Consider the following 15028-nt stretch of genomic DNA (forward strand, 5'->3'; position numbering starts at 1 on the left):
GGAAAGGACTATGCTTGGAGCAGTACCTCTTTCTCGCCTCTAGTCCCTCCCCGGGACTTTACCTCTAGACGAGCGCACTTCCGCAAGTCAGCCGTCTGGAGTGGATATGACCACGTACGAAACGAAAGATGTCGTCTTTTACGGCGCTCTGCAACCTGCACCAAGACCTGTTTGGGCGCCAGAAATACCCGTCGGCCTCGAGCTTTGTCGCCGTTCGCAACAGCCAACTCGCTATGCCATCCTCTCGCAAAGTCGCCTGGAGCTGGATAACCCGGACAACACTCCCGCCATCAGCATGTGGCCTTATCTGATTGCTTCTGCACAAACGCAACGCCTGAACGAGATCAGCATATACACCGAGAAAGGCACCTCAGCGGACAAACTGCGCTTCCTCTACCTGAACGACTTCGCCCTGTGCATCTGGAATGAGATGGACAAACACATTCAGGTGATGGGACGTCTCCACCGCCCCCCACGGTGCGCCGTACTCTCCTTCGGCATGCCTTTCTCAGATTAAGTCCAATATTTCAACCAACCTGCAACTTATACGACGAAAGGCAGAAACCATGAATCTGGATCAAGCAAAGGAAGCCCTCGCAACACAGCAGAGCGCATGGGACGAGGTCGTAAAGCAGCCCAACACCCTTGAGCGCAACATCGTCCTGGCCACACACCGCGAGGAGATCGGCCGCCTCCAGAAGCTCATCCTCAAGACCAAGCAGTAAGCGGTCCTGTCCCATTACGGCGCAGCAGGACGAGGATGTCGTCCTGCTCCCAAACCCGCGCAGCCGGAATCGTGGTCGGTAGAGTAAACTTCCGTCTTGGAGGCGAACGTGAACCGAAACCCCATGCGATGGACCGCTCTACCTGCACTGCTGGGGATCGCCACCACGCTCACCGCCGCAACACCCACACCATTTACCAACCAGTCCAGGCCCATGAAGGCCCGCGTCCGCATCCTGGCCGCCAGCAGCACATCTCACCAGAGCTTTGCCGGCAATCAGGACGTCTACCTGGCTGACGTCAGCGTCAAAGGCAGCGACCACCAGTTCGTCAAGCTGGTCGACCAGTATCCCGGCTTCGGCCTGCCCGTCCGCCAGGACCTGCTCCGCAACCAGCAGGTCTTCGAGATGAAGGTCACGCGCGAACCGGAATGCGACGCCCGCGCCACGGAGATCTTCCTCCGCCCCGGCGACTCCGTCCTCTACGACGGCAGCGTCCGCGACATGCTCAACACGCACGCCGCAGACCCCATCCCCTGCTACAAGACCCTGCACCAGACCATCAAGCTGGCCAAAAAGTAGCTGCAGAAACAGCGCAAAAACAGCGAATCAATCGCTATTTGCGGAACAGTTTCAGGTCAATTCCCGCAGCCATCGCCATATAACCAGCGTCCGAAGGATGAAGATGATCGCCTGAATCATACTTCGGGTTGAACTGCAGCGGATGCTGCGGATCGGCAATGATCTTGTCGAAGTCGATCACACCATCGAACAGCTTGCTGGTGCGGAAGAACGTGTTCAGATGCTCGCGTATCTGTTCGCCATCTTCGCTGTAATACTTCGCACCTTCATACGGCGTCAGCGTCGCGGCAATGATCTTCAACCCCGCGGCATGCGCCTTGTTGGCCAGCGTCGTATAAGCGTCCAGCATCTCCTTCTCAGTGATCGCGTCCACAGGCGCACGATGCATGTTGCCAATGTCGTTGATCCCATCCATCAGCACCACGTACTTCGCCCCAGGCTGCTTCACCACATCCCGGTCAAAGCGGTCCAGCGCACTGGGCCCCGCGCCGAACTTCAGCACGCGGTTCCCGCTAATGCCCACATTCAGGATGCCAAGCCGCCTGGTCTTCTTATTGGCAGCTAACAGAGGAGCAAGCTGATCCGGCCACCGCCGATTCATATCCGGAGTAGACCGCGCACCATCCGTAATGGAATCGCCGATGGTAACGATGGCGGCGGAATGCCTCGCCTTATCCACTTCGACGTCCTTCAGGAAGTACCAGGAACTCGTCTTAAGAACGCTCGGCACCGCTACGTCTGGAGACTCAAACTCCGGCGCTGCCACATCGCCGCCTGGCGCAAACCACGTCGTCGTCATTCCAAGCGAGTGATAAGTAATCGTCGGCATCGTCTGCGTCGGAATGGCAGTCGTGATCACGACATCGGAGAAGGTCGGCACCGTCTCCTTAACGGCATCGGAATAGGCAAACTGGCCGGGAGCAATGGTGATCTCCGGGTTCCCCGCGAAGGTAAGGGCCTTATCCGTTGCGGGGAGAATCTTCGATCCCGCCGCCAGAAACGCCATGTGCGCCGCGCGAATGTGCAGCGGTGTAGTGCCGAACTCGTTGGTAAAGGCAACACGCAGCCGCTTGCCCCCTTGACTAATGTGTACGACTTGACGCACGGCCACATCGTCATACCCCAGCGGCAGCTTGACCTTGTCAGAGGGCTGCGCCAGAGGCATCGCCGCGCTGGTCCAGGTACCCACCCAATCCGAATCTTTCTGAGCAAATCCAGCAGCAGGCAGAAGAGAGGCCAGGACAAACAACGGCGCAGCAAGAGAAAGTCGCATGGGCGAAATTGTATTCGGTCGCAGTCACCGGCCGCCGAGGGATTGCCCACTTAGGTTCCGGCACACCACTGTTTCCGTACGGATGCCACATCTCAGCACTGTAAGATGGCCGCAGGCGATTCTCCGCGGCCCTGCTCAGGCATGCGGAAGCTTCAAAAGAATGGCGGCGCAGTCGCTGCAGTCCTCGATGACGAGGACGCCGTGGCCTTGCGCCCCGAACCCGTCCCCTTCCGCCGTCCTGCGGTTGAATCCGTGCGTCCACGTCGTGAGATGGTGGACGACTTTGCCGAAGACGCCGACACAGAGGCCTTCCTCCGCGCCAGCGGGCGTAATCGTCGCATTCGTCGCGGCCTGATTCCCAGGACACGCAATGGCTGGATCATTGCGGGCGTTTCCGTCGGTCTGTCGCTGGGCGTACTTGCCGCAGGATGCTATGCCGTCCTGCATTACATGACCACCAGCGATACCTTTCGCATCACTTCCTCGCAGCAGATGGAGCTGGATGGCAACAGCCATCTCTCGCGCGCCCAGATGCTCAGCGTCTTTGGTGAAGATGTGGATCGCAATATCTTCCACGTTCCACTCGAAGAACGGCGGACGCAACTGGAGCAGATGCCGTGGGTAGAACATGCCACGGTGATGCGGCTGCTGCCAAATCGCCTGCGAGTGCATGTCACGGAGCGCGTTCCTGTTGCCTACCTGCGACAGGGTGGGGATATTGGCTTGATCGATGCCAGCGGTGTGGTGCTGGATATTCCGCCGGACGCTCCCGGCAACGCACGCTATACCTTCCCCGTCATCACAGGAATTAAAACAGCGGATGCGGCAGCATCACGCCAGCAGAAGATGCAGCTTTATGCGGCATTCCTGAAGGATCTGGACTCGGATGGCAAGGATACGTCGGCGCAGTTGAGCGAGGTGGACCTCTCCGATCCTGAGGATGTGAAGGCGCTGATCCCCTATAGCAATCAGGATGTAATGGTGCACTTTGGCACGCAGGACTTCCTGAAGCGCTTCCATAAGTTTCAGGAACACATTGCAGAGTGGCACACCACGTATCCCCGCCTGAATGGTGTGGACATGCGTTACGAACGGCAGGTTGTACTGCAGATGCCAACCAAGGACTCTACCGTCGTGAACGGGCCTGCGGCTCCGAATGTCGCTTCAGCACAGGATGCTGCACCCGCACAGAAGAGTGTGCCTGTCCAGGTGGCGAAGGCCAATGTTCCGGTGAAAGCGTCTGCTCCCGCGGCAAAAGCACCAGCAGTGAACATGCCCGCAAAGTCAGTAGAGCCGAAGCCCCATGCGCCTGCCGCACACAAGACATCCGCAAAGGCACAGGAAAAGGAAGCCGCCACGCGCAAACGTGTGGAAGCGATCAAAGCATGGATGGCAAAGCGGGAGAAAGCCCGCAGCGCCACAAAGACAACGGCGAAGACTGAGTAGCCGTCAGGAATAATCTCCCTTTGCAAACGCAAGAGGGGTCGCAGTACCCAAGTATCATGCACATAGGAGCCGTCCCGTTCTGTGAAAGAGAAGAACGACAACCTGATCACCGTACTGGACGCCGGCAGCCAGAAGAGCTGTGTGCTGGTGGCGGAGTTGCAGGACGGCGTGCTGCGTTATCGCGGCCACGGGATTGAACGTTCCAAAGGCATGCGCAAGGGACTGATTGCGGAGCTTGGCCCCGCGGCCGATGCCATCAACCGTGCAGCCCTGACCGCCGAGCGCATGACGCGGATCGGCATTGAAACGGCCGTCGTCGGCATTGGCGGGACGCACGTAAAGGGCATCAATTCACGTGGCGGTATCTCCATGGGAAGCCGCATGCGAGAGATCACGCGCGAAGAAGTGCGCGCTGCCGTGGATCGCGCACGTTCCGTAGCACTGCCCGCAGATCGCGAGATTCTGCACCTGTTACCGCAGGAATTCATCCTGGATGATCAGCCCGGCATTCACGATCCCATCGGCATGGTGGGCACCAAGCTGGAAGTGAATCTGCATCTCTCCACCTGCAGCGGAGGCGTGGCCCAGAGCGTGGTGACATGTGCCAACCGCGCCGGTCTCGAAGTGGTGGACACGGTTTATGAAGGTATCGCTTCGGCTGAATCTGTTCTCAGCGCCGACGAACGCGAACTGGGCGTTTGCCTTGCTGACATTGGAGCCAGCACTACGGAAATGGTGGTGTTCTTTGAGGGATCGGTGGCACATACCGCCGTCCTGCCCATTGGCGGCGATCACTTTACGAATGACCTTGCCGTCGGCCTGCACGTGAGCACAGAAGAGGCCGAGCAGCTGAAGTTGATGTATGGCAACTGCGTTGTGACGAGCGTCCCCTCGCTGAATGAGATTGAGGTCGGTGGCAACCTGTCTACCGGCGGCTCGACAGCGCCACGGCTTGTCCGCCAGCGCTTTCTGGCAGAGATTCTGGAACCCCGCGCACGCGAGTTATTCACCATGCTGCGTGACAATCTTCGCCAGGGTGGCGTGCTGGAAGCTCTTGGAACCGGCGCCGTGTTGACCGGTGGCGGTGCAAAACTGGCAGGGCTGCTGGATGTGGCCGAAAGCCTGCTACGCACACCGGCACGCGTAGGATCACCGGTGCCGCTGTCGCGTATGCCGCAGGAACTCGCCGGACCGGAGTTTGCTACGGCCATCGGAATGCTGCTGTACACCCATCGCACACAGGTGCGCCGCGCCAGCGAAGAGATGGGTTTGAAGCAGAAGCTGAAATCTCTGTTTGCCGGCAGCTTTTAGCTGCCGGTTGTATCCTTCAAATACGGTGGATACCTATGCAGAAGGCGATTACGCTAACTCTTCCAGACGACGTTGAACACTTTCTCGCTGACGAGATCGCGCTCGGTCATTTTCAATCAGCGGAAGAAGCAATCGTAGAGGCGCTGCGTTCCCATGCGCAGACCACCCTGTTTCTGGAATCGACGTTAACACCGGAGACAGTACGGGCCGTACGTGAAGCTGCGCAGGAGTTGGATCAGGACCCATCCAGTGCCATTCCGGCAGAAGACGTTGCGGCAAGATTCCGCACGCGCCGTGAGTCACTCGAGAAACTCACTGCGTGAAGCTTTATTCCGTTGAATTTTCCAGGCGTGCCGACAGCCAGCTTGAGAAGCTATATCGCTTCCTCCTACAAAAGACAGACGAGCGCATTGTGTTGCGTTATATGGAGGATCTGGTTTCATTTTGCATGGAACTCAGCCGCTTTCCCCATCGAGGCAACATCTATGCCGAGCTTGGCGAAGACGTCCGAGTCATAGGCTTTCGAAGAAGCGTAAGTGTGCAGTTCCGCGTACGCGAAACCAGGGTGCAGGTACTGAACATCGCTTATCGAGGCGAAGATTATGCGGCTTTCTTCGAGAAAAACCGCCCATAGCGGAGCCGTCCGGTAAACTCAATAGCATATGAAGTTGAAGTTCCTGCATCTGGTTCTGGCGGCAGCTGCCCTGCCTCTCGTCACGGTTCGTGCAAATGCCCAGCTGGGCGTTTACGGCACTATCAACGCAGAACGTGCGGCGGGTGTGGCCTGCAAGGACGCTCCTCTGCCCTGCTCGTATAACGATGGCGTCGATCGCGCGATTGGTGGCGGTGGCGGCGTGTACTACCAGTGGAAACAGATGGGACCGGCCCTGTTGGGCGTCGACGTACGCGGCGATATTTACAAGAGCAACAAGTCTGCCTCGTACGTTCTCTCTGGCCAGAATGCATTCCGCATGGACAGCGCGCTGGGCGGCGTCCGCGCCAGCTTCTCCGCGGACAAAGGTTTCCTGACGCCATACGGCGAAGTGCTCTTCGGATGGAATCGGCGCGATCGCATTGACAACTTTTTCGCCTATCGCGTCGTCGGCGGACTGGACATCAATCTGCTGCCGTTTATGGCAGTACGCCTTCCTGAAGTGGGCATTGGCCAGAACATCGGCATGGGTGGCGTGAAGTCCAACACTGTGGAATCGGTAAGCGTTGGTATCGTCTTTCACACGCTCCGCAATCGCTAAGAATTGAATGGATGACACAAGGAGGCCCGGCAAAAGCCGGGCCTCCTTTCATTGCCATACACATTGCTCTAGTGGCTCAGATGCGCTGAAATGTCTTCCAGCGATACATTGCTTGTCTCCGGATACAGGGTGCTCACAAGCACCAGGTCCAACACCATCATGGCCGAGAAGAACCAGAAGGTCGCGGCGCTGGAGCGACGCAGCATCACTGGGAACGCGTACGAAATGATCGCGTTGAATATCCAGTGCGATGAGCTTCCCAGGGCCTGCCCCTTAGCGCGAACCGCAGTCGGGAAGACTTCGCTGATGTATACCCACACCACGGCTCCCTGCGAGAACGCAAAACATGCGATGTACGCCATCAGCAGCCACACCAGCAGAGTCTTGTGTGAATCCATGTGAAAGACCAGGCCTACCAGGAACAGACAGATCACAAGGCCAAATGTGCCAGTCAGCAGCAGTTTCTTGCGACCGATCTTGTCGATCAGCGACATCGCAATCAGCGTTGCCACCAGGTTTGTCGCGCCCACGGCCACAGACTGCCCCGCGCTCGAAAGGCTGGTAGAGCCGGAGAGCCGGAAGATGTCGCTCAGGTAATACAGGATGGCGTTGATGCCGGAAAACTGCGTGAACGCACCAACCGTCACCGCCACAAAGATGCCGCGGGCGTGTGCCTTGCGGAAGAGCGGCATATGGGCCACGGCGCGCTCTTCGTTGATTTCCTGTTCAATACGCTGCAGACGCTTTTCCGGATCGGGATCGCCAATCAGGTTCAGCACTTTCAGGGCTTCTTCCCTGCGGCCCATCATGGCCAGCCAGCGTGGGCTGCGCGGAATGCCAAACAGCGCCACAACGAACAGCGCAGCCGGAATCGCCGCCACGCCTAATTGCCAGCGCCATTCGGTTGCACCAAGCTTCAGCGCGCCGATCAGGTAGTTCGACAGGTAGGCGATCAGGACGCCGACGACAATGTTCACCTGGAAGAATCCCACCAGACGTCCACGGTACTGCGTCGGCGAAAGCTCAGAGATGTACATGGGACCCAGCACGCTGGAGCCGCCGATTGCCAGGCCGCTAAGGACGCGGAAGACGATCAGCGAGGGCCAGCTCCACGCAAAGGCGCAGCCCAGTGCGGCAACGAAGTACAGCGCAGCCATGATCCGCAGGCTGTCGCGGCGGCCCAGCCGTTGGCCCGGAATACCTGCGGTCAGGGCGCCAATCACGGTGCCAATCAGTGCGGAAGCTACGGTAAAGCCGAGTCCGCTCGGCGACAGGTGATAAAGCGCTGTCAAAGAGGCGTTGGTGCCGGAAACTACAACCGTGTCAAAGCCAAAGAGCAAGCCGCCGAGACCGGCCACTGCTGTTGCGCGTATTACCTGCGCATTGATCTGCATACGCCTCCGAAAATTGCCTGAAAGTGCTTACAGCGCACTCTACATGGACGAACCCATTCCACGAAACTTCGGGGTCGTCTTTCCTGTAAGGCCTCTTAAAAGACCATGCTTTTATGAAATTGCATGGGAGGAATCAAGTATGGAACTCCGCGCGCACTTCGGCGAAGTTTTGCACGAGCATCCTCACTGCCCAACGTGACAGAATCACTAAAAGCGCATTGTGCAAATGCGCAAAGCTGTTTCGCATTTGCGATTGTGTTTTCCCCCTGCCGGAGTGAAGGAGTCCCCACCATGATGCCCGATGAAGATCTGCGAATCCACTACCACGACGACATGCAGCGCGGCGCGCGGATCAAGGTCATCGGCGTAGGCGGCGGCGGAAACAACGCTGTCAATCGCATGATCGCCGCAGGCGTGGAGGGCGTGGAGTTCATCGCCGCGAACACTGATGTGCAGGCTCTGAAGACTTCGATGGCGCCGGTCAAGCTGCAGCTTGGCGTGAAGCTCACCAGCGGCCTGGGCGCAGGTGCAAACCCTGACGTGGGCCGCCGCGCCGCACTGGAAGATTCAGACAAGATCATCGAAGCCCTGGAAGGCGCGGACATGGTCTTCGTCACCACCGGCCTTGGCGGAGGCACCGGCACCGGTGCGGCACCAGTTATCGCATCGCTGGCCAGCGAAATGGGTGCGCTCACTGTTGCTGTCGTCACGCGGCCCTTCTCCTTTGAAGGCAAGCGCCGCATGATGCAGGCGGAACGCGGCCTGCAGGAACTTCTGGAAGCCGTCGATACCGTCATTGTGATTCCGAACGAAAAACTGCTGGCCGTTGCAAAGGACGCGGGCTTCTTCGAGTCCTTCCGCATTGCCGACGATGTGCTGCGTCAGGGCGTGCAGGGCATTTCTGACATCATCACCATTCCCGGCATCATCAACCGCGACTTTGCCGATGTGAAGACCACCATGGCGGGCATGGGATATGCCGTGATGGCCACCGGCGTCCGCAGCGGCGACAACCGCGCGCGCGAAGCTGCCCAGGCTGCCATGGCATCGCCCCTGCTGGAGGCGGGTGCCATCGACGGCGCACGCGGCATCCTCATCAACATTACCGGCTCGTCCTCGCTCAAGCTCAGCGAAGTCAACGACGCAGCCGTGCTCATCCAGGACGCTGCCCACGAAGATGCCAACATCATCTTCGGCGCAGTACAGGACGAGAAGATGGGCGATGAGATCAAAATTACCGTCATCGCCACCGGCTTCAAGGAGCCGAAGCAGGACGGTCTGGAGCGTCGTGAGCGTCTTCTGGAACCCGGCCCGGCCCGTTCAGTAGCCGCCGCGGAACAGGGTTACGTCCCGCCCATTCAGCCGCGTTACGTGGCACCGCCCCCTGCGCCCGTCCAGCATCAGGCTCCGCCCCCGCAACCTGCAGCACCGCCGGTTCGGACAGTTCCGCAGCAGACATTTCCCGTGGCACAACCTACTTTTGGAACGCCCACTCCGGTAGCGCAACAACCGCAGAATTTTGTGCCGCAATCAGCGGAAACGCCGCAGGCGCAAGCGTTCTCGGCCCAACCGCAGCCCATTCGCACGGAATCTGCTCCTGTCTTCCATGCGGAACCGCAGACGCCTGCCGCTACCGCCAATCCGATCTTCACCACTTCGCCTGAGCCACCGCAGACTTTCTCCAGACAGCAGGACCCCTCGGAACTGGTGCCTGTGCCGGCCAGCGTCTTTGACGACGACTTTTTCCTTCGCCCGCGTCGCACGGAAGACGGCACTCACCCGACGGAAGAACCCACACTGCGCACCGACGTCCGCGTACCGACTTTTTCAGGACAAGCGCCCGCCGAACCGCAGGAAGAGCACGACGAACTCGACATTCCCGCATTTTTGCGCCGGGGAAGCCTGTAACGAAGCCACTCAACCGTCCCGATTGCAGCGAAGGACGTCTAAATCAGCATGGACCGGGAGATCGGCGGCAATGGAACCGCGGACCGGGAGTCCTTCCCACCATGCGTTGCTCGCGTGGCGAGTCTATGAAGGAGTTTGTGCCGATGAGTTTTTTCCCGCGTCTGCGTGTTGCGGCCTGTTCCCTGCTTGCTCTTTCCGCTGTTGTGGCCATGCCTGCCATGACAAAGAACAGTAAACAAGCCCACCACGGCAAGGCACAGCTTGCGCATGTTTCCACAGCGCACGCCGGAACAAAGAAGACGAAGACTCGTAAAGCGGTCACCGCCACGAATGTCGTCGTCGTGACCCACGGCAAACGCCGCGTGGTTCGCCGTGTCCGTTACGTCGAACACTTCAACGCACCCTCCTTTACCACCAACGTAGACAACATCACCCTGGGCGACGTTACCGCCGGAGAAGATCCGCTTGTCCGCGCCTCTCTGATCCAGGCGCTGGGCAACATGAATGGCACCGCGCTGGCCATTGACCCGCAGAACGGCCGCGTTCTGGCCATGGTCAATCAGAAGCAGGCGCTGGGTCCCGGCGCGGAACCGTGTTCCACCATCAAACTAACGGTGGCGCTGGCGGCGCTCTCCGAAGGCCTCATCACCAAGGACACGCCTGTGAACCTGGGCCGCGGCTACAAGGTCGACCTGACCTACGCTCTTGCCCGTTCCATCAACCCATATTTTGAAGAGTTGGGCCGCCAGATGGGGTTTGAAACCGTCAAGCACTACGCCAACCAGTTTGGCCTGGGCGAGCTTGCGGGATACAACATTACGGGCGAACAACTTGGCATTTACCCGGACCATCCGCTGCCGGAATCCAAGGGCGGCGTGGGCAAGATGTGCTCCTTCGGCGAAAGCGTTGAGATGACGCCGCTCCAGCTTGGCGCGATTGTGTCCGCCATTGCCAACGGCGGTTCGCTCTTCTATCTGCAGCACCCCACCACACCGGAAGAGATTGCCAGCTTCCAGCCGCGCCTGAAGCGCACGCTGAACATCCAGAAGTACATCCCGGACATGCTGCCGGGAATGGCGGGAGCGGTGGATGCTTCCTACGGTACAGCGCGCAGCCTTCGCACAAACTTCAGCGAATTCCCCATCTTCGGCAAGACCGGCACCTGCTCTGACAATGGGACCCGCTTCGGTTGGTTCGCGGGTTACGGCGATGGTCCCAATGGCCGTATCGTCACTGTCTTCTTCCTCACTGGTGGACGTCCTACCTTCGGCCCCAAGGCAGCGGAACTGACCGGCGTCTTTTACCGTGCGCTTGCAGACAAGAGTTACTTCCAGCAACACGCTGTTCCACAGGTAGCGACGTCACCGGCGACCGATCCATCGGCAGCCACCACCGCAATCCCGGGTCAAAGCCCCACACCTGCGGCGCTGCCGACCAGCAGCATCCCTGCAACCGAGACAACGGGAACGCCTGCAACGGCTCCGCTGCCAACGGGATTTGCCAAGCCCTGCGCCGTGAATGCAGCCACCTGCTAATCGGTCATAATGCATCGAAAGAAGAGCCCGGCACATCGCCGGGCTCTTCTTCTTAGAATGGAAACCAGCATGAAGATACTGACCGCTGCCGAGATGTCTGCCGCAGACCGCACCACCGCCGAGCGTTTCGGTGTCCCCTTTGGCGAACTGATGGAACACGCAGGAACTGCCGTGGCAAAATTCGCACGGCAGCAGTACCCAACAGCAAAGAACATCCTCATCCTGGCCGGAACAGGCAATAACGGCGGCGATGGATTGGTGGCAGCACGTGTCCTGCTGCAATCCGGCTGCAACGTGGAAGTGTTTCTTCTGGGAGATGTTGCGAAGCTGAAAGGCGATGCGGCTGCGGCCTACGAATCGCTGGATCGTTCGGTTGTTCGCATTCTTGCAGATAAGACCGCAATAAAGGAGGCCTTACCAAATGCGATTCGTGAAGCGGACGTTCTCCTGGATGCACTCGTCGGCACAGGCTTCACGCCACCGTTGCGAGGCCCCGCAGCCGTAGCGCGCGACATTGTTGCAGATACAACCATTCTCGTTATCGCTGTCGACCTGCCCAGCGGATGGGATGCAAATTTTACGGAGACATACGCCGAAGGAGCTTTCCGCGCGAATGCAGTCGTAACATTCACCGCCCCCAAGCTCGCACACGCATTCGGACACCTCACCGCGCCGAATGTCTTCGGCCCAGTCGTTATCGCACCCATTGGTTCTCCTGATGCAGCCATCGCAAGCGAGCAAAAGCTCACATGGACAGGCACCGCGAAACATATCTTCGAATCGCCACGCCCTTTTGAATCCAACAAGGGTATGTACGGCCACGTACTGCTCATCGGCGGTGCAGCAGGCAAAGCAGGCGCACCTTCCATGGCATCGCTGGCCGCGCTGCGTGCGGGTGCCGGACTGGTCACAGCAGCAGTGCCGCAGTCAATCCTGAATACCGTTGCGTTGATCACGCCGGAACTCATGACACATCCGCTCACGGAAGATGCGACCGGCTCCGTTGCGCTTGCGAACCTTGGCACCAAAGACCAATGGCTGAAGAAAATCTCCGTTCTTGCCATTGGCCCCGGCCTGGGCACAGAGGGGGAAGCATCCGAGTTTGTCCGCCGCCTGGTTCTTGAAACAGATATCCCATTCGTGCTCGACGCCGACGCGCTCAACGCATTCAAGGGCCAGACAGAAAAGCTGAAGGAAGCTTCACGTAACGGCACACGCACCATTGTTCTTACGCCACATCCCGGTGAGATGGGAACACTGCTTGGCATCACAGCAAAGCAAGTACAGGCAGACCGGCTGAACCTTGCACGCAGCTTCGCGCAGCAGCATGGCGTAACGCTGGTGCTGAAAGGTGCGCGCACACTTGTTGCACACCCTGATGGTTCGGTTGCTGTGAACACCACCGGCAATCCATCCATGGCAAAGGGCGGTTCCGGCGATATCCTCACTGGAATTATTGCTGCATGTCTTGCGCAAAAAACCCACCAGTCACGCGAAGCCATAGAAGCCGCCGTATATCTTCACGGCCTTGCAGGTGACTTCGCATCGCGCCAGATGGACGAGCACACAGTACTCGCAACAGATACCGTCGCTCATCTCAGCGGCGCCTTCCGCTATCGCACCTCAGACAACATAGGCGAATGGATCTGCGGTCTGCACGATTGATTCTGCAACCATCTCATGCAAACATCAACCTCATGAAGCGAGTTCTTCATTTCTTCTGCGGCGCGGTTCTTGCATGCACCATGCTGCGTGCACAGGTGCCTTCCTTCCGCATCACGCCGCTGCATCCCGTGGAGGAGCTTCGCGCAGAGGCGCTTCAGGCACAGCCACCCAAAGAAGCCGGAGACTTCCGCACACCGGATCTGGTGGAACTCATCACACTTGATCCCACCATCAAGCTCGACATCCGTTATGCGAGTACCAACAACTTCCTTGGCACGCCAGTCTATACACAGGCACGCGCCTTCCTGCAACGCCCTGCTGCTGAAGCGTTAGCACGCGCCAGCAATGCACTGCGTCCGCTTGGTTACGGCCTCATCATTCATGATGGATACCGTCCGTGGTACGTGACAAAAATCTTCTGGGACGCCACTCCGAATCATCAAAAGATGTTCGTCGCCGATCCGAAAGCCGGATCGAAACACAATCGTGGATGCGCTGTGGATCTGTCTCTATACGATCTGAAGACAGGCGAAGAAGTCACCATGCCCAGCGGCTACGACGAGATGACGGAGCGCGCCTACGCAGATTACTCTGGTGGCTCTGCGGAAGAACGCCAGTTACGCAGTATCCTTCGCCACGCCATGACAAAAGAAGGCTTCGAGATAAACCCCACCGAATGGTGGCACTTCGATTACCGCGACTGGAAGCAGTACCCCATCCTGAATGTTCCCTTCGAAAACATTCGATAGGAAACCTACCTAACGGTTATCAATCTCCGACAGTCGTCTCGCCATCGCGTGTCCCACAGCAGGCACATGTCCGAACACCCCCAGCATAGTCTCGCGAAGCAGGTGTGTCAGTGGGTTCGCGGACAGCGCCAACTTCGTGATCTTGTCCGTAGTGTTCACAACCGAATGCGCAATCTTCAGACGCTTTTGTTCCCACGCAGCTAGTTCCGATTCATCCCCATTGCGAATCGCTACGACCAGCGCGCTGGCAAGCGACACCGCATCCTGCACGCCTGTGTTCATTCCCTGCCCACCTGCAGGCGAATGCACGTGCGCCGCATCGCCAGCGATGAGCACACGCCCCTGCCGCAGTTTGCTCGCCACACGATGATGAATGTGGAATCGCGAAGACCAAACCACTTGATGCACCTTCGCGCCGGGAACGGTGCGTGCATCCAGAATCCGCTGGCAATCCTCTACCGCAGGATTTTGTGGCGGATTTTCCTGCGTGGCAATGATGCGCCAGATGTTGTTCGGCAGCGGAGCAACCAGTGTGATGCTTTGGTCCCCCAGGAATAACTCCAGCGTGTTCGCCGCTGCGTGCGAGGAAAGTGGCCAGTCCATCTTCACATCCGCCAGCACGAACGACTCCTCATAGTCGCCACCGGTAAAGGCGATGCCCGCCGCCTGGCGCACCGTGCTGCGCATCCCGTCGCAACCCACCACCCAGCGCCCGCATAGTTCCTGCACAAGCGTTCCTGCAGCGGTATACGTTGTCGTGACGCAATCCGGTGTCTGCGTCAGAGACGTAACCTCAATGGGGCGGAAAATGGATCCACCCAATGCGCGCAGCTTCGTCGCCAGAATTTCTTCCGTCAGGTTCTGCGGTAGCGCCAATGCAAATGGATACTTCGTTGGCAGTTCATCAAACGCGATCGTTGCTTTAATAGCGCCGCCTGTTTCTCGCAGGTGCCCCGCGCGCAATGGAATGCCTCGCGCGACCATTGTGTCGCTGATGCCAAGTGGCTCCAGCACCTCCAGCGTTCGCGCGTGAACAACGGTCGCACGTGACGTATTCGCGCCTTCCACCAGCCGATCAAACAACATCGCCCCAATGCCGAGACGTCGCAACTCTGCAGCCAGCGACAGTCCCGTTGGTCCCGCGCCAACTATGATCACGTCTTCCATGCGTGTCGCCATACTTCCCGGGT

At 58.8% G+C, this 15028-nt stretch carries 15 protein-coding genes; 12 read left to right on the top strand and 3 right to left on the bottom strand.

Features of this window, described 5'->3' with window-relative positions; all coding sequences use genetic code 11:
- Positions 1 to 106 precede the first annotated feature (106 nt).
- The 3 genes from AB6729_RS08695 (at position 107) to AB6729_RS08705 (ending at position 1304) form a co-directional block, all read left to right on the top strand.
- A complete protein-coding gene (locus AB6729_RS08695) occupies positions 107 to 517 on the top strand; it encodes a hypothetical protein (protein ID WP_371081230.1) in 411 nt (136 codons plus the stop codon).
- 49 nt (positions 518 to 566) lie between these two features.
- A complete protein-coding gene (locus tag AB6729_RS08700; protein ID WP_371081231.1) occupies positions 567 to 725 on the top strand; it encodes a hypothetical protein in 159 nt (52 codons plus the stop codon).
- Positions 726 to 833: 108 nt separating this feature from the next.
- Positions 834 to 1304, top strand: coding sequence for a hypothetical protein (locus tag AB6729_RS08705; RefSeq protein WP_371081232.1), 471 nt, complete (start codon positions 834 to 836; stop codon positions 1302 to 1304).
- 34 nt (positions 1305 to 1338) lie between these two features.
- On the opposite strand, the gene AB6729_RS08710 is transcribed toward AB6729_RS08705, so the two are convergent.
- Positions 1339 to 2577, bottom strand: a complete 1239-nt coding sequence (locus AB6729_RS08710; RefSeq protein WP_371081233.1) for an SGNH/GDSL hydrolase family protein — start codon at positions 2575 to 2577, stop codon at positions 1339 to 1341.
- 141 nt (positions 2578 to 2718) lie between these two features.
- Here AB6729_RS08710 and AB6729_RS08715 point away from each other — a divergent pair, with 141 nt between their 5' ends.
- From AB6729_RS08715 to AB6729_RS08735, 5 genes are all read left to right on the top strand, one after another.
- Positions 2719 to 4023: a cell division protein FtsQ/DivIB gene (locus tag AB6729_RS08715; RefSeq protein WP_371081234.1), complete on the top strand. Its 1305-nt coding sequence runs from the start codon at positions 2719 to 2721 to the stop codon at positions 4021 to 4023.
- A gap of 81 nt (positions 4024 to 4104) precedes the next feature.
- Entirely contained in the window at positions 4105 to 5334 is a 1230-nt protein-coding gene (ftsA, locus tag AB6729_RS08720; RefSeq protein ID WP_371081235.1) for a cell division protein FtsA, read from the top strand.
- Between the two features lie 35 nt (positions 5335 to 5369).
- On the top strand, positions 5370 to 5657 hold the full coding sequence (locus tag AB6729_RS08725) for a hypothetical protein (RefSeq protein ID WP_371081236.1): 288 nt from the start codon (positions 5370 to 5372) through the stop codon (positions 5655 to 5657).
- Positions 5654 to 5968, top strand: a complete 315-nt coding sequence (locus AB6729_RS08730) for a type II toxin-antitoxin system RelE/ParE family toxin (RefSeq protein ID WP_371081237.1) — start codon at positions 5654 to 5656, stop codon at positions 5966 to 5968. Before AB6729_RS08725 ends, AB6729_RS08730 begins: the two co-directional genes overlap by 4 nt.
- A 28-nt stretch (positions 5969 to 5996) precedes the next feature.
- A complete protein-coding gene (locus AB6729_RS08735) occupies positions 5997 to 6587 on the top strand; it encodes a hypothetical protein (protein WP_371081238.1) in 591 nt (196 codons plus the stop codon).
- Positions 6588 to 6655: 68 nt separating this feature from the next.
- Here the strand turns inward: AB6729_RS08735 and AB6729_RS08740 are convergent, their stop codons facing one another.
- Positions 6656 to 7981: a sugar porter family MFS transporter gene (locus AB6729_RS08740; RefSeq protein WP_371081239.1), complete on the bottom strand. Its 1326-nt coding sequence runs from the start codon at positions 7979 to 7981 to the stop codon at positions 6656 to 6658.
- A 291-nt stretch (positions 7982 to 8272) separates the two neighbouring features.
- Here AB6729_RS08740 and ftsZ point away from each other — a divergent pair, with 291 nt between their 5' ends.
- The 4 genes from ftsZ to AB6729_RS08760 all read left to right on the top strand — a co-directional run bounded on the left by ftsZ (position 8273) and on the right by AB6729_RS08760 (position 13838).
- A complete protein-coding gene (ftsZ, locus tag AB6729_RS08745; RefSeq protein ID WP_371081240.1) occupies positions 8273 to 9889 on the top strand; it encodes a cell division protein FtsZ in 1617 nt (538 codons plus the stop codon).
- Between the two features lie 143 nt (positions 9890 to 10032).
- The gene (locus AB6729_RS08750) at positions 10033 to 11424 is read left to right on the top strand and encodes a penicillin-binding transpeptidase domain-containing protein (protein ID WP_371081241.1); all 1392 of its coding nucleotides are present in this window, start codon (positions 10033 to 10035) and stop codon (positions 11422 to 11424) included.
- Between the two features lie 69 nt (positions 11425 to 11493).
- Positions 11494 to 13089: an NAD(P)H-hydrate dehydratase gene (locus AB6729_RS08755; protein ID WP_371081242.1), complete on the top strand. Its 1596-nt coding sequence runs from the start codon at positions 11494 to 11496 to the stop codon at positions 13087 to 13089.
- Positions 13090 to 13121: 32 nt separating this feature from the next.
- Positions 13122 to 13838 (top strand): M15 family metallopeptidase, encoded by a 717-nt coding sequence (locus AB6729_RS08760; protein WP_371081243.1) that lies wholly within the window; start codon positions 13122 to 13124, stop codon positions 13836 to 13838.
- Positions 13839 to 13847: 9 nt separating this feature from the next.
- On the opposite strand, the gene AB6729_RS08765 is transcribed toward AB6729_RS08760, so the two are convergent.
- The gene (locus tag AB6729_RS08765) at positions 13848 to 15017 is read right to left on the bottom strand and encodes an FAD-dependent oxidoreductase (RefSeq protein ID WP_371081244.1); all 1170 of its coding nucleotides are present in this window, start codon (positions 15015 to 15017) and stop codon (positions 13848 to 13850) included.
- Positions 15018 to 15028 lie beyond the last annotated feature (11 nt).

The sequence above is a fragment of the Terriglobus sp. RCC_193 genome (assembly GCF_041355105.1).
In the GTDB taxonomy this organism is placed as follows: domain Bacteria; phylum Acidobacteriota; class Terriglobia; order Terriglobales; family Acidobacteriaceae; genus Terriglobus.

Excerpts from the sequence above, each read along its gene's own strand:
- AB6729_RS08695 (WP_371081230.1), top strand. The coding sequence starts at position 107 with ATGACCACGTACGAAACGAAAGATGTCGTCTTTTACGGCGCTCTGCAA.
- AB6729_RS08700 (WP_371081231.1), top strand. The coding sequence starts at position 567 with ATGAATCTGGATCAAGCAAAGGAAGCCCTCGCAACACAGCAGAGCGCA.
- AB6729_RS08710 (WP_371081233.1), bottom strand. The coding sequence starts at position 2,577 with ATGCGACTTTCTCTTGCTGCGCCGTTGTTTGTCCTGGCCTCTCTTCTG.
- AB6729_RS08715 (WP_371081234.1), top strand. The coding sequence starts at position 2,719 with ATGCGGAAGCTTCAAAAGAATGGCGGCGCAGTCGCTGCAGTCCTCGAT.
- AB6729_RS08725 (WP_371081236.1), top strand. The coding sequence starts at position 5,370 with ATGCAGAAGGCGATTACGCTAACTCTTCCAGACGACGTTGAACACTTT.
- AB6729_RS08735 (WP_371081238.1), top strand. The coding sequence starts at position 5,997 with ATGAAGTTGAAGTTCCTGCATCTGGTTCTGGCGGCAGCTGCCCTGCCT.
- AB6729_RS08740 (WP_371081239.1), bottom strand. The coding sequence starts at position 7,981 with ATGCAGATCAATGCGCAGGTAATACGCGCAACAGCAGTGGCCGGTCTC.
- ftsZ (WP_371081240.1), top strand. The coding sequence starts at position 8,273 with ATGATGCCCGATGAAGATCTGCGAATCCACTACCACGACGACATGCAG.
- AB6729_RS08750 (WP_371081241.1), top strand. The coding sequence starts at position 10,033 with ATGAGTTTTTTCCCGCGTCTGCGTGTTGCGGCCTGTTCCCTGCTTGCT.
- AB6729_RS08755 (WP_371081242.1), top strand. The coding sequence starts at position 11,494 with ATGAAGATACTGACCGCTGCCGAGATGTCTGCCGCAGACCGCACCACC.
- AB6729_RS08760 (WP_371081243.1), top strand. The coding sequence starts at position 13,122 with ATGAAGCGAGTTCTTCATTTCTTCTGCGGCGCGGTTCTTGCATGCACC.
- AB6729_RS08765 (WP_371081244.1), bottom strand. The coding sequence starts at position 15,017 with ATGGCGACACGCATGGAAGACGTGATCATAGTTGGCGCGGGACCAACG.